Below are 18,687 nucleotides of genomic sequence, written 5' to 3'. Positions count from 1 at the left end.
TAGATCAAGACCTCAGGTTCACGGCAAATGAAAGCCCGTCCAATCGGACGGGCTTAGCTCTTGATGCCAGGATACGTATTCGTACTTGGTGGAGCATATCGGATTCGAACCGATGACCTCCTCGATGCCATCGAGGCGCGCTAGCCAACTGCGCCAATGCCCCATAGAAATTTCAGTTGCTTATTATACCAGTATCACTCGGTATAATAAAGGTGTCTCTCCGAATGGATAGACCCTGCCACGGCGGGACACATTAAAAGGACGGCCATGTTCGAAACACCAGGCGAGAGAAAGTTCTGGGCGGTCTTTGTGATTCCTATGATTGGGGTCATTGGTGCCATCCTGTGGAGCTACATCATCTGGGGGCTTGAAGCCGCTCAGTGGGTGTCGCTGCTCGGGACTCCACTGGTTCTGGCCTTTGCCTTCTCGTACATCGTGTTCCGCGACTCTAAGCAGCGGTGGCCTGGCTTGAGTGCCCGGCAGCGCGCCAAGAAGGTGCTCATGTTCGAGACATAAGACCCTTACCAGGGGCAAGCAACGTGACGGGCGTCTAGGGATAAGTAGTTGTTGGAGTGTCCAGCAACGAAGCATCCGGCACCTATAAGGTGTCCGCGATTCCCCCTGGACAAGGGACCAATTTTTACAAATCCTGTAATACTTGGTCCCTCTTCTCTTATATTGATACAATGGGGAAATGAAATCACTCAACAAACTCCCCGGCTCGTCCGACCAAGGTCGATGGGCTTCAATCTTTACAGTAGCAGCGGTGGTAATATTCGGCATTAGTGGCTGGGCTTGGTGGCATGTAGTCCGTAGCAATCCTGAACGAACTTTTTACTCTGCAATAGACAACAGCTTGCGCACGACCGGCATAAGCCGCCAGGTGACCCAAGAAAGTGGTCCGCAAAAGTTACATCAGGACGCCTACCTTAGCCAAGGTGCGCAACATGTCGCCCGCAGTACCAGTACTATCGACCAGACCGGCGAGGTCAACGCTACTATCAAAACCGAGTCTGTCGGTACGCCTACGGCTGACTATGTGCGTTATGCGCAGATAGATACCACTCAGAAAAATGCCGGGGGACAATCATTGGATTTTTCCAGCTTGCTCAATATCTGGGGCAAATCCGAGCCTGCTCAGGGTATGACCGCCGGTGACCTTTATAACGAATCAACGCTGGGCGTTGTGCCGGTTGCCAATCTGAATGTCCAAAAGCGCCAGGGGCTGCTCAAGCTCATCCGCGACAAAAACGTCTACGAAATAGATCAACAAAAAGTAGTGCACGCTATAGAAGGTGGTCGGCCATTCTATACCTATGATGTCAGTGTAAAGCCCGAGGCCTATGTGACTATGCTGAAGCAATTTGCTTCTGATATGAACCTTACCCACTTAGAGAGTATCGACCCTTCGCAGTACAAAGACGGCGAACCTATTGTCTTCAAGATCAAGGTAGACGTCTGGAGCCAGCGATTTGTCGAGATCCAATACCAAATGGGCAGCCGGATTGAAAAATATGGTAGCTTTGGCATTAATCGTGGTGTAACTATTCCGGAAAACACTATTCCAACTGAAGAGCTACAGGCCAAGCTGCAATCTATCCAGTAGCATAAGCGTTTAGGGTTATAATGCCAGTAATGAATGTTGTCGTAGACAATCTGCTCACTACTTACGAGCAAGCTGGCAAGGGTCCGGCAGTGCTGCTGTTGCATGGCTGGGGTGACAGTCAGGCTACTTTTGCCCAGCTAGCCAAAAAGCTTCAGACAACACACACAACTATAGTGGTAGATCTGCCAGGCTTTGGCGGCACGCAGCCACCACAAGAAACGTGGGGAGTGGGTGACTACGTTCATTTTGTGTCACAGTTTCTAAAAAAAATTGATGCCCCCAAACTACAGGGTATTGTGGGCCACTCCAACGGCGGAACCATTGCCATAAAAGGGCTTGCCACTGGCGAACTAAAAGCGGACATCCTGGTGTTACTGGCATCAGCTGGCATACGGGATGTGTACAGGGGCCGGAAGAAAATGCTCCGGCTGGCAGCCAAGACTGCCAAGCTAGCTACTGCGCCACTGCCTAAGTCGGTCCAGACCAGGCTGAAAAAGAAGGCCTATAAAGCCATCGGTTCAGACCTGTTTGTTGCCGAGCACCTGCAAGAAACCTTCAAGAAAATAGTAACCGATGACGTTCAGACAGAGGCCGCCACATTAAAACTGCCCACACTTTTAATATATGGATCAGAAGACACCGCGACGCCAGTGACTTACGGCGAGCTATTCCACGTGGCCATTGCTGGCAGCAAATTACAAGTGTTGCCAGGTGCCGGACATTTTGTGCACCACGACCGACTGGATGAGGTTTATGAGCTGGTCAAAGGATTCCTAAAATGAGAAAAACCATCAGTTCATTTTCTCCACGATACCCAAAGACGGTGATCTACATGTTGCAGAGTACCGAATACCAAATAGAACCTTACCTGAAATGGTACTGGCGAACACCCAGTTTTGGCGTAGTTATGAAACGGCGCGATCTGCAAAAGACCAAGGCGGCGAAAATGCTGTTACTAGCACTGGTGGCCGGCATGGGTCTGCAAATTCTGCTGGGCCTGTTCTGTATTGGCCTGTGGGCTAGGGGTGCGCATTATTCGGTCGGGATTAGTGGCGTTTGTTTGGTATGGTTGTCGCCGTTGGTGTGGGCGCATCTGATAGTGGTGCCGTTGTGGCTGGGGCGGGTGTTTATTACCAGGCCCAAAGAAAAGAAGCTGATTGCCGAGTCGCGTGATATTTTTGCCAAGCATTCGGCCACCACAATTGCGGTGGCCGGCAGTTACGGCAAAACCACCATGAAAGAACTGCTGGGCACGGTCCTAGCCGAGGGCAGGAAGGTGGCTATCACACCGGCCAACAAAAATGTGGCCAGCTCGCACGCTTTGTTTGCCAAAAAGCTCGCTGGCGGCGAAGACGTACTGGTTATCGAATATGGCGAGGGCGCGCCCGGTGACGTGGCTCGTTTTTCGCAGACTACTCGGCCCACCATTGGCGTTATTACGGGTATCGCGCCTGCCCACCTGGACCAGTACCCCACGCTGGAGGCTGCCGCTCGGGACATCTTTAGTCTGGCGGACTACCTAGACAACAGGCAGGTTTATGTAAATGCCGAGTCAGAGGCGGCTCAACCTTATATCGCCGATAGTCATATTACCTACGATGCTCACCATGTGGGCAGTTGGAAGATCAGCGGCGTAAAGGTAGGCTTCGACGGCGTCCGGTTTACCATGGCCAAAGGCAGCAAAAAGCTATCCTTGCATAGTGGATTGCTGGGGCGACACCAGGTGGGGCCATTGGCAGCTGTATCGGCAATAGCCGATGGCCTGGGGCTGAGCAAAAAGGACATAGAAGAGGGCGTGGCCAAGACTGTGCCATTCGAACACCGCATGCAGCCACGCCCGCTTGGCGGCGCCTGGATTATCGACGATACCTACAACGGCAATATCGACGGCATCAAGGCTGGCCTAGCCTTGCTCAAAGACTTGCCCGCCAAGCGCAAGGTGTATGTGACACCAGGTTTGGTCGATCAGGGCATAGAAACCGTTCGTGTGCATCACCACATGGGGCAGCTCATAGCGGGGGCCAATCCTGATCGCGTGGTTCTGATGGAAAACTCAGCCCGTCCAGCCATAGAAGCTGGCCTGAAAGACGCCGGCTTTAGCAACGAACTACATATAGAGGACAATCCTCTGCGTTTCTACACGGGAATGGAACACTTGGTGGCCGCCGGAGACCTCTGGGTGTTGCAGAACGACTGGACTGATAATTACGCATAGCGGTTATTACGTTAAGCTCGTCGGATGCCAATGATATAATGACTTTATGACTCAAGCCGAGAAAAAAGACACCACCATAGCTGATTTGGCTGGATCAATCGAGGAGCTTGCTCTTGCGGTTGGCACTGGCTTTAATGAACTTGGTGGACGCATGGATAAGCTTGAGGCGAACCAGCAGGAGGCTAACCAGCGCCTTGACCGACTCGAAGTTGGACAAACACGACTGGAGGAGAGTCAAAAGCACCTTGAGGAGAGTCAGGCTCGACTCGAAAAAAGTCAAAAGCACCTTGAGGCAGGCCAGGCACGGCTTGAAGTTGGTCAGAAGCACCTTGAAGGTGGCCAGCGTGAAACAAACCAGCGCCTGGCACGGCTTGAGGGTCGCCAAGAGGCGATCGAGAACGACATCAAAGAGCTCTACAGGATGCTGAACGAACTTAGAAAAGACTTTGATGAGTTCACTCAGCACGAGCGCGAGCATTTTGCAGATCTAGATGATTTCGCACAGCGTGTGTCAAAGGAAACGGGCATTCCTTATCGCCCAAAGCACGCTTAATTGCACATATTAATTGTATATTGTAATTGTAGTTTGGCCGCCGTACACTAGGCTTATGAAAACAATCGCCGTTATTTTTGGCGGGCAGTCTACCGAGCATGATGTCTCGATAGTCACGGCCATCGCCAGTATCATCAAACCCCTCGAACTAGCCAAAGAATACCAAGTAGAACCGGTCTACATTGCCAAAGACGGCTCGTGGTACTGGGACCAAAAACTAAAAGATATCAAGCTGTACCAGGGCACCGAGCTAGAAAGCTTTATGCACAAGGCGTCCAAAGTTCACTTGCTGTTCGACAACGGCCTGACACTGGTCAAATCCAGCCAATTCGCTGGCCGCAAAGCTTATAAAAAAATTGACGTGGTGTTTCCGGCAATGCACGGCACTCACGGCGAAGACGGCGATCTGATGGGACTGCTAGAAATGGCCGGCGTGCCGTATGTGGGCTGTGGTGTAGCAGCCAGTGCTATTGCCATGGACAAGGTCTTGGCCAAGCAGGTGGCCATAAGTCAGGGTGTGTCCAGCAACAAGTGGGTATGGTTTATGTCGCGCGAACTGGCACAAAATCCACAAGAGGTGCTGACGCGTATCAAGCCATTGAAGTACCCACTATTTGTGAAGCCAACGCACATTGGTTCTAGTATTGGCATTACCCGTGCGACAGACCCAAAGCAGCTCATGAATGCCCTGGAAGTGGCCGTGCACTATGACGACAAAGTGATTGTTGAAGAAGCAGTACCCAACCTTATCGAAGTAACGCTGCCTATTATGGGTAACGAGGATCCGGTGCCATCCTATCTGGAACAGCCCCTCGTGCAGAGCGAAGACTTCTTTGATTTCGAGACTAAGTATATGGGCCAGGGCGGCAAAGGCGCTGGCAAAAAAATGGGTGGCAAATTGGGTGCCCAAGGCTACAGCAAGGTCCCGGCCGAACTGCCCGAAAAGCTGTACAAAAAAGCCGAACAAACTGGTCTGGATGTCTACCGTGCACTGGGCTGCACCGGCACGGCTCGCGTGGACATGCTGATAGACAGCAAGAAAGGCGCAGTCTATTTCAACGAAGTCAATCCGCTACCCGGCAGCCTATACGCTCACAACTGGCGCCAAAAGGGTGTGTCTAACGTAGAGCTGGTGACGCGACTGGTCGGATACGCCGAAGCCCGTTTTGCGGCCCAGCAGCGTTTGCAAACTAGCTTTGGTACCAACTTCTTAAAGCAATTTTAGGTAAGGCTATGATTCGTACACATCTGCACCGCCTAACAAAGAAATTGCAGCGATCGTACGAAGTATACAATCGTATTGAAATATCCAAGTCTGCGCTGACGCACAACGCTGAATTTTTCGGCCAGCACAGTGGACTCCAGATAATCCCGGTGCTAAAGGGCAACGCCTACGGTCATGGTATCCAGCAAGTAGCCACAGCACTAAAAGGCGAATGGTTCGCTTATATTGCAGTAGATGGGTACTTCGAGGCGCTCAAGGTGCGTGCACATAATCCGCGCCAGCCCATTTTGGTTATGGGTATGATCAAGCCACAGAATTTTCCCAAGCTCAAGTTTCGCCAATTAGCTTTTGTCGTCCAGGACGAGGACACTCTGCACGCTCTGGGCAAGCTGGGCAAACGGGTCAAGATTCATCTAGAACTGAATACGGGAATGAACCGATACGGTGTTATGCCACATGAGCTGCAAAAATATATCGATCTCATACAGCAGTATCCGAAAATTCAGCTGGAAGGTATCATGGCTCATTTGGCCGACCCAGACGGAGACGACAGTCAGACCATTCACGCTGCCGTAAAATTGTTTGATACATCAGTAGAAAAGATACTGGCTGCCGGGTTGAAGCCAACGCTGTTCCACACGGCACAAACCGCCGGTGGGCCCCGGGCGCAGTCCGCCTATGCCAACGCGATGCGCCTGGGTATTGGTCTGTACGGAATCAACCCATTCCCACCCAAACATGCACTACATGACACTGTGCGGTTGCGTCCCGCACTGCGGCTAGTTAGCACCATTAGCAAGGTGCAACAGCTAGAGAAGGGCGATAAAGTGAGCTACAACTACACCTTTACCGCTCCTAAGGCTATGCGCATTGGCATACTACCGCTGGGGTATCATGAGGGGGTCAGCCGAGCGCTGAGCAATAAGGGCCAGGTCAAAATTGGATCACGATTCTACCCCATTGTTGGCCGGGTCTGTATGAACCACACTATAGTCGCTCTAGGGGATGAAAATGTTCATGCAGGCGATGAAGTAGTGGTGTATAGTAACCACTCGGCAGATCAAAATTCAATAGATACCATTGCAGTCCAGCACGGGCTGTTTTCTTACTCTTTGCTGACGGATTTGTCACCCGACGTACGTCGATATTTAATTTCTTAAGGAGATTCCAATGAGAACCAACATTGTGCATCCCGGGGCAGGAGAGCTTCGGTATGAAATCCGCGGCATTGTAAAGTTTGCTCAAAAACTAGCCAAAGCAGACGTAGATATTATCTGGGAGAATATCGGTGATCCCGTGGCCAAGGGCGAACAAATCCCTGACTGGATTCGTGATATCGTGGCCAACGAGGTGCGAACCGACGTGCAGTCTTTTGCCTATTCGCCTACCAAAGGATTGCTAGAGGCTCGTCAGTATCTGGCCCGTACACGTACCAAAGAAACGGGAATCGACCTAAAGTCTGAGAATATTATTTTCTTTAATGGCTTGGGCGATGCCGTAACTAAGGTGTACGCTTGGCTGCATCCCCGTGCCCGGGTGCTTGGTCCCAATCCCGCCTATCCTACGCATTCATCGCTCGAGGGTGCCCATGGCGGCTCGCCACAACTGACTTACAAACTCTTGCCGGACAACGGCTGGCTGCCAGACGTAGAAGACGTACGCAGGCAGGTAGAATACAACCCCAGCGTTTGCGCATTGCTGATTATTAACCCCGACAACCCCACTGGCGTAGTCTACCCGCGCGAAATACTAGAAGAGTTTGTGAATATCGCCCGCGAACACAACCTGTTCCTCATCGCCGACGAGATCTACGCTAACCTGGCCTATGAAGATAGCGGCTTTGTGTCTATTGCACAGCTGGCGGTAGGCATTCCGACTATGATCATGCGTGGCTTGTCCAAGGAAGTGCCATGGCCTGGTGGCCGGTGTGGCTGGCTAGAATTCTACAATGTAGACGCAGATCCAGATTTTGCCCGCTACGTGCAGTCTATAGAAGAAGCCAAGATGAACGAAGTATGTTCGACCACGCTGCCGCAAGCGGTGCTGCCTACTATTCTGAGCGACGAACGCTATCCGGCTCACCTTGCCGTCCGACGAATCCAGTATGCCAAACGTGCCCAACAAGCTTTGGAAGTACTTGGTACCAGCCCCGCACTCGATGTGGTTATTCCAAAAGGAGCGTTTTATCTGTCGGTGACATTCTCTGAGGAATTCATGAAGAAGCCTTTTGTATTAGCGGCGGCGAACCCCAAGGCTCAGGCGCTCCTAGACCAAGAATTGGCCAAAATTCCTGAGGATGCTTTTGACAAACGGTTCTGCTACCAGCTACTGGCGGCCACGGGTATTTGTACGGTGCCACTGACCACAGGCTTTAATAGTTACGTGCCTGGTTTCCGCATGACATTGCTGGAAGCTGACGACGCCAAGTTTTCTGCGACTTTGCAGCAAATAGTCCAAGCTGTACAATAGGCTCATGCTTTTTGACAAAGGGGCAAGTATGGCCGCTTGCATTAAATCAGCCGCCGCCGGGGTGGCTCTGTTGGCCATGCAGCTTGGTGTCACCTGTGCCCCTGCGTCATCCTCACCCCAGTCCACGGTGTCCCGCCAGTCTGCAGCCCGAGTGCTCCAGATCAATCACGCACCAGCTACCGTAGTGTTTGCCGAACTCAGTCCACCAAAGCCGGCTCTGGACTGTGCGGTTCGGGCCTGTCTGGCTCTGACGTTCGACGATGGGCCGGGCGAACATACTGCCGCCTTGCTCGATACCTTGGCTGCCCACCAGGCCAGTGCCACCTTCTTTATGTTGGGCTCACAGGCAGTGAAGTATCCAAACGTTGTACGCCGGGTGGCTCACGAGGGACACGAGATCGGCAACCACAGCTGGGGTCATGCCAACTTTGGGCCAATGCAGCAAGTGCATATTGCAGCGGATATTGCCCACGCCCAGCAGTCTTTCAAAGACCTGGGAGTTACGCCTCGACTGATGCGTCCGCCGTATGGCATCCACACTCCTGCTGTGCAGCAAGCCACCGAGATGTCACTAGCCTACTGGAACATTGACCCCAAGGATTGGGATGCTAAAGATCCGCATGCTTTGGCTCAGGCCGTCATTGCCTTGGCCAAGCCGGGCGGCATCGTGGTCATGCATGATATAAAATCGGTGACCGTGGCCGCTGCCACAGAATTTGTGGCTACCCTAAAACAACACTATCAACTGGTAACGGTCAGCCAGCTTATGGGTCTTTCGCTCCAATCCCCAAAGGCTGATATATTCGGACGCCATTAGCCCATTGACCTCTGTTGGCTACTTTAGTATTGTGTAGCAATGATTATGCGACATACTACCGCACGTACTCTTCTCGCCCGCTAGGGCAATTTTCTCTTTCACTAAGTTATAATGCAAACAAAGTAATACAAGTTGGTTTTTTATTATGAAACGATACATCCCAAAAGATATTGAGTCCAAGTGGCAAGACACCTGGGAACAGCAGGGCATCCACCGAGCCACAGAAGACCCCAGCAAACCTAAGCGCTACGTGCTGGAATATTTCCCATACCCTAGTGGTGCTGCCATGCACGTGGGTCATGTACGCAACTACACTATTGGCGACGCCATCAGCCGCTTTAACCGCATGCAGGGCTACAATGTGCTGCACCCCATGGGGTGGGATGCCTTTGGCTTGCCCGCCGAAAACTATGCTATAAAGACCGGCACCAGCCCGCGCAAGGCCGTAGACGAAAACACCAAGCGCTTCAAGCAACAGCTAACCCAAATGGGCTTTGGCTACGACTGGTCACGCGAGATAGACAGTACTGACCCCAACTACTACAAATGGACCCAGTGGTTTTTCAACCTGCTGTTCAAGCGTGGACTGGCTTATCAAAAAGAAAGCATGCAGTGGTGGTGCCCGGTAGACAAGACCGTGCTGGCCAATGAGCAGGTAGAAAACGGCCAGTGTTGGCGGTGTGGCAGCCAGGTAGAAAAGAAAGCCCTTAAGCAGTGGTTCTTCAAGATTACCGACTATGCTGACCGCCTAGAAAAAGATCTGGATGATGTTAACTGGACGGACAGCATCAAGACAATGCAGCGCAACTGGATCGGCCACAAGACCGGTATAAACATTACTTACAAAGTATCCAATGTCGCTAGTGACCAGGAACTGGCCGTCTTTACGACTCGCCCAGACACTAACTTTGGCGCTACCTTCTTGGTATTGGCACCCGAGCATCCTTTTGTGCAAAAAGTTATCAAACAAGAAATTGTCCCCACCGACGGTCCGTCTCATTGGCAGGCGGTAGAACACTATGTGCAAAAGTCACTGAACAAGAGCGAACTCGAACGCCAAGAAGAAGGTCGCCTAAAGACCGGCGCCTTCACCGGCTTCTATATAGATAACCCGCTGAATGGCAAGAAGTTGCCGGTATGGGTGTCTGACTTTGTGCTGGCTGGTTTTGGTACTGGTGCGGTGGTTGGTGTGCCTGGCCATGATATGCGTGATTTCCAGTTTGCGCAGCAGTTTGATATTCCTGTTCAGCGCGTTGTGGTGGGTCCAGACGGCGACGAATCGCTGGTGACTAAGCCCGAGCAGGTACAGGAAAAGACTGGCAAGATGATCAACTCAGATTTCTTGGACGGCCTGGACATTCACGAAGCCACCGAGAAAATGAAAGACCACATGGAAGAAACCGGTATGGGCGTGCGCGTCCATAGCTACCGTATCCGTGACTGGCTGATCAGCCGCCAACGCTATTGGGGCGCACCCATCCCTATTGTCCACTGTCCCACAGACGGAGCAGTGGCGGTACCAGATGACCAGTTACCCGTGGTTTTGCCAGAAGTGAAGAGCTATGAACCATCAGGTGATGGCCGTAGTCCGCTGGCCAATGTACCAGAGTTTGTGAACACTACTTGCCCCACCTGTGGCGGCCCAGCCGAGCGCGAGACAGACACCATGGACGGCTTTGCCTGCAGTAGCTGGTATTTCCTGCGCTTTGCCGACCCACACAACAACGACCAACCCTTTAGCCCAGAACAGGCCAAGTTTTGGCTGCCGGTAGACGACTACATCGGCGGAGCCGAGCACGCCGTGATGCACCTGCTGTACGCTCGTTTCTGGACCAAGGTGATGTTTGACGAAGGCCTGATAACTTTCCAGGAACCCTTCAAGACACTGCGCAACCATGGCATGATTCTGGCCCCCGACGGCGCCAAGATGAGCAAGTCCAAGGGCAACACCATAGAGCCAGGTGTTCTGATCGAACAAGGCTACGGTGCTGATTCTATCCGTATTATGGAACTATTCATTGGCCCCTGGAACCAGGTGGCCAACTGGAGCGTCAAGGGCATGGGTGGCGCCCATCGCTTCTTGCAGCGCATCTGGACACTGGTGCAAGAGGCCGCTGACGCCCCCAAAGAATCAGCCGGCGACGTCAGGGCTCTACAGCAGTCACAGCACCGTGCCATCAAGCGCGTAACCGAAGACCTGCATGAGCTGGGCTTCAATACCGCCGTGGCCGCGCTGATGGAATACATCAACGAATTGTATAAGCATAAAACAACTATTCCGGTAGGCTCAGACGAGTGGAACCAAGGGCTGGTCGCCCTGATACAATTGCTGGCTCCATTTGCTCCGCACATCAGCGAAGAGTTGTGGCAGCAATTGGGCCAAGAAGGCTCAGTGCATGTCAGCACCTGGCCAGAGTGGGACGAGACATATCTGCAGCAGGACACCATGAAAATTGTGGTGCAGGTAAATGGCAAGCTACGTGCTCAGATAGAAGTGTCTACAGATGCGACAGAAGATACTGTAGTAGCGGCAGCCAAGGCCGACCCCAAAGTGGTCGGCTATATAGAAGCTGGCACCAAGAAAACTATCTATGTCCCCAAAAAACTCATAAACTTCGTGGTCTAGCCATGGGACGGGCGTGGGAATAAAAAGCGTGGTAGGGCGACAAGCAAACAGGACAAAACAGAAATAGAAGGGTGCGGGTCAAAGACCGGCAGCTTCTATTATTCTGTTCTCTCCTCTTGGCTCGTCGCTCCCACGTTGGTTAGACCAGCTGTCCGTACAGCATGTACAGCGCGGCTGCGCCGAAGACCAGCCCGAAGGCGGTCTCGGTGACGATCTCGAAGTTGGTCATCCCCTGGGGGTGGACTTGGGCCTTGTAGTGCCAGTAGAGGTTCAGCATGACCGCGATGACCACCGCGACAGCAGCTGCGAAGATGAGCGTAGGACCACCGTTGAGGTAGATCATCCACTCGCACAGCACGAAGCCTGCCAGGGGGACGCCCAGGATGAACAGATCGGCCTTGATGGCATCGTGTCGGCTCGACAGGTGCTGGAGTCGCGTGGTGAAGTAGGGGCCAAGGGCGTGCACCAGAGGAACGGCACAGAAGGCCACGACGTACAGGTGGACTACCAGCATGAAGAGGGCAACGAGAATGGGCATGTCACTCGCTTTCGAGGGGGGAACAGATTGGTTGGGATTAGGCGGAGTGGTAGTGCCTTAAGTGCTAAAGCGCCACTACTCCACCTAATCTTCCTGTTTGCTTGTCAAAAAACATCTCTATAAGATAGAGAAGACACTATTATACAATACTTTTATAAATATTTCAAGCAAAATATAAAGAAGGACCAAGCTGAGCGAGCGGTGAGAGTGCGGTGGCACCCAAAAACGCGGGAAAGCTTGGTCCGGGGTGCCTAGGAGGGCAAACCTTTGATCTTCCGAACCATTCGGAAGTATCCCCTATGGGGCAAGGGGCCTAGGCGGGGCAAAGAGGTGGTGATGGTTAGCGGCGGAACTCGCAAGTCATTCTGAGGGTCTCTCCCTCGCTGAAGATCTGGACCTGGGGGTAGCCATCTTCACGCACGGGCGTGACCGACACGTAGACGTGCAGACCACCGCCTTCGATGTAGGTGAAGATGGGATCTTCGTCGACAGTCGGAACGGTCAGGAATCGGACGATGGGGTAGTATCCCTCGTCGATGGCGTGCTGCGTCCCTGCGTCAGAGTCGAAGACCGAGAAGTCTTCCGATTCCGAATAGTCCGGATGCATCAGTGCCGGCTGGATGCCGACCATCAGGTCCAGCTTTAGGCGGGAGCCGGCGTACGTGGCGTTGTACCACATGCCGTCGTGCAGGTCGATCCGCGTGTCGAGGTTGCCGGTGACGGTGTGGGTTATGGGCTCGGGCGGGCACCAGAGATCCTCTTGCGAGGACTCCGAGGGTTGGGCATCTGAACCGACATGGCTCAGTGCGAACGGGACCAACAGGCCCAGGCCGATCAGAGCTGCCGCGGCGGCTATGACAAGACGAGTGCGCATGCAATCACTTCCTTCTAGGCGTGATTTGAAAGGACAAATCTACATATATTTTATAATAAAACTCTTCAAAAGTCAATTATACCCCCGTAAACTGTATTTACTACTCATCGTAGCCAAGAAAGGCATCGACGTCTTGCATAAGGGGGTCTGAAGGCAGGTAGGCATCGCCTGCGTGATCGATGGGTGCTTCGACCACTATTGGTTCGGCGGGCGGCGGTGTTGGTGCTTCGTTGTTGCCGCTTACGAGGCGCCAGGCACCATACCCAACGATGCCAACTGCTGTGCCGCCAACGGTAAGTACAATTTTCCAGATGCCAAGCGCTTCTCGCTGAACTTCGCCATCTTCAAACTGCACGGGACGGCGGCGATCATAAGTAATCTGGCCAAGGCGTACGTCCTTGGCTGGCGTGGCATCATCGTGTGTTATTTCGGACATAGACGTAAATATTAACACATAATAGACTTCGTGTCAATATTTGCGTCTTGTGCTTATCTATATAAAAAGGTATACTAGGGCTAATATTCATCAGATTAAGTAGCAGGAGTGCTTTTTAACCATGGGTAAACCAAAGAAACGAACCAGCCCACGCCGCACTGGTACACGCCGTAGTCACCTTGTCCTTAAATTGGCCCGTGCCGTCAATGCTAAGTCGCCAGTAAAGGCCCGCACTACAAACCGCGAAACCGGTAAAAAATCGGCCTAGTTTTATAACCAGTAGCGTATACTGGGGATAAGCATGATAAGAGGATAGTTAACAACATGGCATCGAACCGACACCTTGGCCGTATCATCGCACTGCAGACCTTGTACGAACAAGACTTTCGCTTGGATTGTCAGGACACGACTTTTGACCTTGAGTCAGTATTGGCGCGAAACATCAGCCGTTACAAAGATATGGTTGATGACCAGGAGTTCATCCGGACACTGGTTTTTGGCGTCGAATCCAAACAAACTGAGCTTGATGCCATTCTGCAGCCCGTTGCTCCAGAGTGGCCTATTGACCAGATTGCTCGCATGGATCGTATCGTTTTGCGCATGGGTGCTTACGAGCTTATCTATGGCGACGGTGTGCCACCCAAAGTTGTTATCAATGAAGCTGTTGAACTAGCCAAGGCCTTTGGTGGGGAAAACTCTAGCAAGTTCATCAACGGTGTCCTTGGTACGGTGTTGCGCGAGCGGGGTGGCGAAGAAGGTGCGTCCGAGGGAACTCCTGCCAAACCCAAGAAAGCAGAACAGAATGAAGAGACCTAAGCCATTACAAAAGCCCTTGCAGGGCTTTCGAAAGTTTGTACACAAGCGTCGTCCCGCTATTAGCGAGGTTGTGCGCGAGCCTACCGCTGGCGGCATTATTTTTCGTCGCAATCCCAAGTCCAAAGACATAGAGATCTTGCTAATCCAAGATGCCAAAAATCGGTGGACCATCCCAAAGGGCCACATAGAAGAAGGCGAGACAGCCAAAGAAACAGCCGAGCGCGAGATCAAGGAAGAGACTGGTCTGCAAAAGATGAAAGTCCTAAACTGGTTAGGCAAGATCAATTTCCGGTATCGTCGCGGGTCTAGCCTGGTGCTCATGACCACCGAGATATTCTTGGTGCAAGGCCAGGGTGACACCGACGACCTCAAGCCAGAGGATTGGATGAACGGTATCAAATGGTTCCCGGCTACCGAAGCTTTGGACAAGATAGAGTACGAAGATATCGGCAAGATTATATTATTGGGGCTTAAAAAGATTAGACACGCAGGACTATAGAGGGGAACTTACTTAGAGTTTTATGGATTTTTCAGCATATCAAGCATTTGCCAAAGACAAGTTAGATATTACATTTAAAGATTTAGAGTTGTTGGTAACGGCGTTTACTCATCGTTCGTATGTAAACGAACACAAGAAAACCGTCAAAGAGCACAATGAGCGCCTAGAATTCTTGGGCGACGCCGTGCTAGAACTGGTGGTCACCGAGTATTTGTTCACTCACCACGGCGAACCAGAGGGTATTTTGACCAACTGGCGGAGTGCTTTGGTACGCACCGAAAGCATTGGTGCGGCAGCTGCTCGCTTGGGTTTTGAACCTCTGCTACGGCTGAGTCGTGGCGAAAAGCGGGGTACGGCTCGTGCCCGCGCCCAGATACTGGCCAACTCTTTCGAGGCAGTGATTGGGGCTATGTATCTGGACCAAGGATATGATGTGGCCAGCGAGTTTATAGCCAAAAACCTATTGATAACCTTTGACGATATCCTCAAGTCAGGGTCCTGGATGGACCCCAAGTCGCACCTGCAAGAGCTGACGCAGAGCCAGGAAGGGCATACGCCTCAGTACAAGGTGCTCGAAGAGGTCGGTCCTGACCACGAGAAGTCCTTTACGGTTGGGGTGTTTGTGAACGGCAAAGAGCGCGGCAAAGGAATGGGTCCCAGCAAGCAAATGGCTCAGGTGGCTGCAGCCGAAAATGCCCTGCACGCTATCCAAAAAGATTAGAAACCGTTTACTCTCCTAGCTCTACATGGTGGCATCTAAAGCTGGGAGAGTTCAGAACGGGCTGCGGGGTGGGGTTGCCGGTGAGGCACCTTGTTGCCGCCGCTGGCCCGTTCTGATCTCTGCTACTGGGTACGACCCTGGGGCGTCACCACCTACAGCGGCGGGGCCGTGCGGCGCTCGTACTGAGCGACATTCACGACCGTCTGGCCCAGATGCTGCAGCACCGTGAACACCGCGACGAGGTCGTGGATCTCGAGGCGCTGGGGCTCCGGTTTGTGCGTGGTGTAGAACGTGAAGCTGAACACGCCATGGGTCAGGAGGGTGTCGGCGATGTGGATGATCTGGTCGGGGCTCTGCACCACGCGGTCGGGGAGAAGCTCCTTGAGCTCGACTTCCACGTCCGAGGGAAATCCCTCGTCGAAGATGACGAAGGCCTGGGTGGTGTTGCCGCTGGGCGGGTTGGTCTGGTTGTCGAACTCGATGACAGTGGTCGGGGTGGTGTCGGTGGGCATGGTGCCTCCTGGCAATCATGGAACAGCTGTTCCGGGTGAGATAACTGGAAATACAGACAATTTAATTTAAAAAGTGCCTGTATTTCCAGTTATCGGTAGCAGAGATTGGTAAGGTGCTATCCCTAAGGGAATAGTGTATATAATTATACAATAAAATACCAAATAGTCAATATACCACCCCAGATCACCAAAAATTAAGCAATGATTGACTACAGGGGTGGTTCTCTGGTAAAATAGGTCAGTTAATCATATAAATCCTAATGGGAAGATAGAGAACATAGAATGTTAGCCATTCGTATGCAGCGTACTGGTCGCAAGGGCCACGCCCAATTCCGCGTAGTCGTCCAAGATTCACGCCGGACCCCAACCAGCGGCCGTGTTGTAGCTGCTTTGGGCCACTTTAACCCTCATACTAAAACAGCGGTTATAGACAAAGAAAAAGCAGCCTACTACCTAGAGCATGGTGCGCAGCCTTCTGACCGTGTAGCTCGCCTGCTGAAAAATGAAGGTGTCAAGTTGCCTACATGGGTCAAACTACCCACTGCCAAACAGGGCGCCACCAGGCACGCCGAAAAACTGCGCAAAAATCGCCCTGCAGAAGAAGCCGCCCCTAAAGAAATACCTGCTGAAGAGCCAGCCGCCGAAGCCGCAGAAGCTTCAGCCAAAGAAGCTCCCGCACAAGCAGAACCTGCAGCCGCAGAAGAAAAACCCGCAAAGTAAACTACTACACAGGCAGAAAAGCCAGGCGCCCGCAGCCTGGCTTTTTGCAGTGGCCTTGAAAGGCGTGGTGTATAATAAGATAGTCTGAAATCTGTAAACATGGAGGAATGGCTGACAATATGAGTGCGACTATCGACCAACAATTTATCGAATACATTGTAAAATCATTGGTAAGTAACCCCGACGCCGTCACAATCGAGCGCCGGATAGATGAGAAAGGTGTTTTGCTAGAACTAACCGTAGATGGCGAAGATCTAGGCCGGGTTATTGGCAAACGTGGGGCAACCGCTCAGAGTCTGCGTACCCTGTTGCGTGCCCTGGGTACTAAGAACGATGCCCGCTATAACCTAAAGATTGTAGATGTTACCGGTGGAACAGGCCCCGCATCTGATGATGGCGCTGCCGCCCCTGCGGACGACGCTGCTGCAGATGATGCCCCTGCTGATGCTACTGCCGCGGAAGAACCCGAAGAAAAAGAGAGCGAAGTAGTAGCGAACACTCGCAAAGAACTAGAAGATTTAGACGACTTAGATATCTAGCAAGCTAGACGACATATCACGATAAGCCCCCAGATCAACTCTGGGGGTTTAAAAATTTATCGTCGTCACTACCAATCACCTAACTATGTATTAAATGTGATAAATCCTGTAGTAGTTTCTGTGTGGATCTGTAGATTATGTAGGTTGTATCTATTCATAAGGGGGTGTGTAGTGAGCGACGCTGGTTACTTTGTGGTTGAGCGGGGCAAAAAAGTTTTCAAGGATGATTCGCTGTCGGTAGGCCGTGTTAAGACCAAGAGGCTAAAGGTAAGTTCGCGGGCCGACATGAGTGTGGTCATACCGGTTTTCGAAAGACCAGAGGTTATTGCGTGCCTAAACTATTTGCTGTGCAGCCTGGAGGACGCAGGTAAGTCGGCTCACATTGTAGTGGTAGATCAGTCGTTGCATAAGGAAACACGGGATGTAATTTACCAGGGCTTACAAGATATCAGGGCTCGGGCGGGTGTTGCATCGATTGTGTACCACTTTGATGCCACGCTTACTATTAGTACTGCAAAAAATAAGGGCACTCAACTCTTGCAGGAGAGCAGTCAGATCACATCTATCGGAAACTTTTTGCTATTCATAGACTCCGATGTGTATCTGCCGCGCAAGACCATTCAGCTGCTCTGGGAGAGGGCTGACGAGCACCCTGAGATGAGTGCTTTTGGGTTTCCGTCTATGTGGCTTCGTGATTCGACGGATCTGGCATATCTTGATCATCCACCAGCCTTTGACCGGCTACCCAGAGAGCTTATAAACAAGCCCGAAGGGTCACTATTACGACAGGGTATGCTCTTGCGTACCAAGGGAGTGGTGCAGGTGCCGGCTATTCATGGCTGCTTCTTTGCTGTACGCACCCCTGTATTCTTAGAAGTAGGAGGTTTTCACCCCTTCTTTGGCATGCATGGAGAACACGTGGAGCTTTGCGCGCGCTTGACTGATCTTGGGTATCACATGGCGTATATCATGAGTTCGGTCATTTTTCATGACGATAGGACTACACTACAATATTCGATTATGCGCAATCTCCCTGGTCGCGAGCGTTTTCTGCTGGCTACCTTGGTGGCAATGGCCGCAAGGAACGAAATGCGAACCAACCATGAGGCCGAGGAAGTGTTCTTGAATCTGATGAGACGCAAGTGGCTAAAAAATATTGGAGTCAAAGATCAGCACATAGAACTCACCGTGGCGCTTATCCTTGAGCTGGCAGAGCTCCTGAGGCACTTCTATCATAAGGGGAGGGAATTTGTGGACCGGGCCCTGCAACTGATTGATCGTAACCGTATTCATCTAACAATAGATAGATACTTGGCAGAGACAATTGAATATATAAGCCAAAATGGCGAAACCTTGGCATCTATTTTCGTTTCAGCACCTCGCCATAAAGAGCTCTACAAGCTTCACTTGCAATAAAAGAAGAGTTGCGGTACAGTGAATTCTAGTCTATACAAAGACTAATACTTTTAAAACAAAAATGCGTCAAAGCTCATTGCGAGCCACCTTGGTGGGAGCTTTATA

General features: G+C 51.9%; 21 protein-coding genes and 1 tRNA gene. 17 read left to right on the top strand and 5 right to left on the bottom strand.

Translation table 11 applies throughout. From position 1 onward, the window contains the following. Nucleotides 1–86 precede the first annotated feature (86 nt). A tRNA-Ala gene (locus VK694_03870) sits at nucleotides 87–163 on the bottom strand. A gap of 104 nt (nucleotides 164–267) precedes the next feature. Here VK694_03870 and VK694_03865 point away from each other — a divergent pair. The 10 genes from VK694_03865 to leuS all read left to right on the top strand — a co-directional run bounded on the left by VK694_03865 (nucleotide 268) and on the right by leuS (nucleotide 11,511). Beyond that, on the top strand, nucleotides 268–516 hold the full coding sequence (locus tag VK694_03865; GenBank protein ID HTE57860.1) for a hypothetical protein: 249 nt from the start codon (nucleotides 268–270) through the stop codon (nucleotides 514–516). Between the two features lie 178 nt (nucleotides 517–694). Continuing rightward, on the top strand, nucleotides 695–1,606 hold the full coding sequence (locus VK694_03860) for a hypothetical protein (protein ID HTE57859.1): 912 nt from the start codon (nucleotides 695–697) through the stop codon (nucleotides 1,604–1,606). Between the two features lie 29 nt (nucleotides 1,607–1,635). Next, nucleotides 1,636–2,388: an alpha/beta hydrolase gene (locus VK694_03855; GenBank protein ID HTE57858.1), complete on the top strand. Its 753-nt coding sequence runs from the start codon at nucleotides 1,636–1,638 to the stop codon at nucleotides 2,386–2,388. Beyond that, the gene (locus VK694_03850) at nucleotides 2,385–3,821 is read left to right on the top strand and encodes a Mur ligase family protein (protein HTE57857.1); all 1,437 of its coding nucleotides are present in this window, start codon (nucleotides 2,385–2,387) and stop codon (nucleotides 3,819–3,821) included. Before VK694_03855 ends, VK694_03850 begins: the two co-directional genes overlap by 4 nt. A gap of 46 nt (nucleotides 3,822–3,867) precedes the next feature. Further along, on the top strand, nucleotides 3,868–4,374 hold the full coding sequence (locus VK694_03845; protein HTE57856.1) for a hypothetical protein: 507 nt from the start codon (nucleotides 3,868–3,870) through the stop codon (nucleotides 4,372–4,374). A 55-nt stretch (nucleotides 4,375–4,429) separates the two neighbouring features. After that, nucleotides 4,430–5,599: a D-alanine--D-alanine ligase gene (locus VK694_03840; protein HTE57855.1), complete on the top strand. Its 1,170-nt coding sequence runs from the start codon at nucleotides 4,430–4,432 to the stop codon at nucleotides 5,597–5,599. Nucleotides 5,600–5,607: 8 nt separating this feature from the next. Beyond that, a complete protein-coding gene (gene alr, locus VK694_03835) occupies nucleotides 5,608–6,759 on the top strand; it encodes an alanine racemase (protein ID HTE57854.1) in 1,152 nt (383 codons plus the stop codon). A 10-nt stretch (nucleotides 6,760–6,769) separates the two neighbouring features. Continuing rightward, nucleotides 6,770–8,068: a pyridoxal phosphate-dependent aminotransferase gene (locus tag VK694_03830; protein HTE57853.1), complete on the top strand. Its 1,299-nt coding sequence runs from the start codon at nucleotides 6,770–6,772 to the stop codon at nucleotides 8,066–8,068. 28 nt (nucleotides 8,069–8,096) lie between these two features. Then, nucleotides 8,097–8,885, top strand: a complete 789-nt coding sequence (locus tag VK694_03825) for a polysaccharide deacetylase family protein (protein ID HTE57852.1) — start codon at nucleotides 8,097–8,099, stop codon at nucleotides 8,883–8,885. 145 nt (nucleotides 8,886–9,030) lie between these two features. After that, nucleotides 9,031–11,511 (top strand): leucine--tRNA ligase, encoded by a 2,481-nt coding sequence (gene leuS, locus VK694_03820; protein HTE57851.1) that lies wholly within the window; start codon nucleotides 9,031–9,033, stop codon nucleotides 11,509–11,511. Nucleotides 11,512–11,650: 139 nt separating this feature from the next. Here the strand turns inward: leuS and VK694_03815 are convergent, their stop codons facing one another. The 3 genes from VK694_03815 to VK694_03805 all read right to left on the bottom strand — a co-directional run bounded on the left by VK694_03815 (nucleotide 11,651) and on the right by VK694_03805 (nucleotide 13,359). Then, on the bottom strand, nucleotides 11,651–12,049 hold the full coding sequence (locus tag VK694_03815; GenBank protein HTE57850.1) for a hypothetical protein: 399 nt from the start codon (nucleotides 12,047–12,049) through the stop codon (nucleotides 11,651–11,653). 340 nt (nucleotides 12,050–12,389) lie between these two features. Next, nucleotides 12,390–12,923, bottom strand: a complete 534-nt coding sequence (locus VK694_03810) for a hypothetical protein (GenBank protein ID HTE57849.1) — start codon at nucleotides 12,921–12,923, stop codon at nucleotides 12,390–12,392. Nucleotides 12,924–13,023: 100 nt separating this feature from the next. After that, nucleotides 13,024–13,359: a hypothetical protein gene (locus tag VK694_03805; GenBank protein HTE57848.1), complete on the bottom strand. Its 336-nt coding sequence runs from the start codon at nucleotides 13,357–13,359 to the stop codon at nucleotides 13,024–13,026. Between the two features lie 121 nt (nucleotides 13,360–13,480). On the opposite strand from VK694_03805, the gene VK694_03800 reads away from it, so the two are divergent. The 4 genes from VK694_03800 to rnc are packed head-to-tail and all read left to right on the top strand — an operon-like array spanning nucleotide 13,481 to nucleotide 15,395. Then, nucleotides 13,481–13,627, top strand: coding sequence for a hypothetical protein (locus VK694_03800; GenBank protein HTE57847.1), 147 nt, complete (start codon nucleotides 13,481–13,483; stop codon nucleotides 13,625–13,627). A 56-nt stretch (nucleotides 13,628–13,683) separates the two neighbouring features. Continuing rightward, nucleotides 13,684–14,175: a transcription antitermination factor NusB gene (nusB, locus tag VK694_03795; GenBank protein ID HTE57846.1), complete on the top strand. Its 492-nt coding sequence runs from the start codon at nucleotides 13,684–13,686 to the stop codon at nucleotides 14,173–14,175. After that, nucleotides 14,162–14,674: an NUDIX domain-containing protein gene (locus tag VK694_03790; GenBank protein ID HTE57845.1), complete on the top strand. Its 513-nt coding sequence runs from the start codon at nucleotides 14,162–14,164 to the stop codon at nucleotides 14,672–14,674. Before nusB ends, VK694_03790 begins: the two co-directional genes overlap by 14 nt. 22 nt (nucleotides 14,675–14,696) lie before the next feature. Continuing rightward, a complete protein-coding gene (rnc, locus tag VK694_03785) occupies nucleotides 14,697–15,395 on the top strand; it encodes a ribonuclease III (GenBank protein HTE57844.1) in 699 nt (232 codons plus the stop codon). Between the two features lie 152 nt (nucleotides 15,396–15,547). Here rnc and VK694_03780 read toward each other — a convergent pair whose 3' ends face one another. Then, nucleotides 15,548–15,907 carry a hypothetical protein gene (locus VK694_03780; protein ID HTE57843.1) on the bottom strand — a complete coding sequence of 120 codons (360 nt, stop codon included), beginning with the start codon at nucleotides 15,905–15,907 and terminating at the stop codon, nucleotides 15,548–15,550. Nucleotides 15,908–16,189: 282 nt separating this feature from the next. Between VK694_03780 and rpsP the strand changes: the two genes are divergently transcribed. The 3 genes from rpsP (at nucleotide 16,190) to VK694_03765 (ending at nucleotide 18,582) form a co-directional block, all read left to right on the top strand. Continuing rightward, nucleotides 16,190–16,627: a 30S ribosomal protein S16 gene (rpsP, locus tag VK694_03775; protein ID HTE57842.1), complete on the top strand. Its 438-nt coding sequence runs from the start codon at nucleotides 16,190–16,192 to the stop codon at nucleotides 16,625–16,627. A gap of 107 nt (nucleotides 16,628–16,734) precedes the next feature. After that, nucleotides 16,735–17,166 carry a KH domain-containing protein gene (locus tag VK694_03770; protein ID HTE57841.1) on the top strand — a complete coding sequence of 144 codons (432 nt, stop codon included), beginning with the start codon at nucleotides 16,735–16,737 and terminating at the stop codon, nucleotides 17,164–17,166. A gap of 171 nt (nucleotides 17,167–17,337) precedes the next feature. After that, complete coding sequence (locus tag VK694_03765; protein ID HTE57840.1) at nucleotides 17,338–18,582, top strand: glycosyltransferase; 1,245 nt, start codon at nucleotides 17,338–17,340, stop codon at nucleotides 18,580–18,582. The last annotated feature ends 105 nt before the right edge of the window (nucleotides 18,583–18,687 follow it).

This window comes from Verrucomicrobiia bacterium, assembly GCA_035489575.1.
Lineage (GTDB): Bacteria > Patescibacteriota > Saccharimonadia > Saccharimonadales > JAGQNK01 > DATHJY01.
This window is presented reverse-complemented; position numbering and strand designations above follow the sequence as displayed.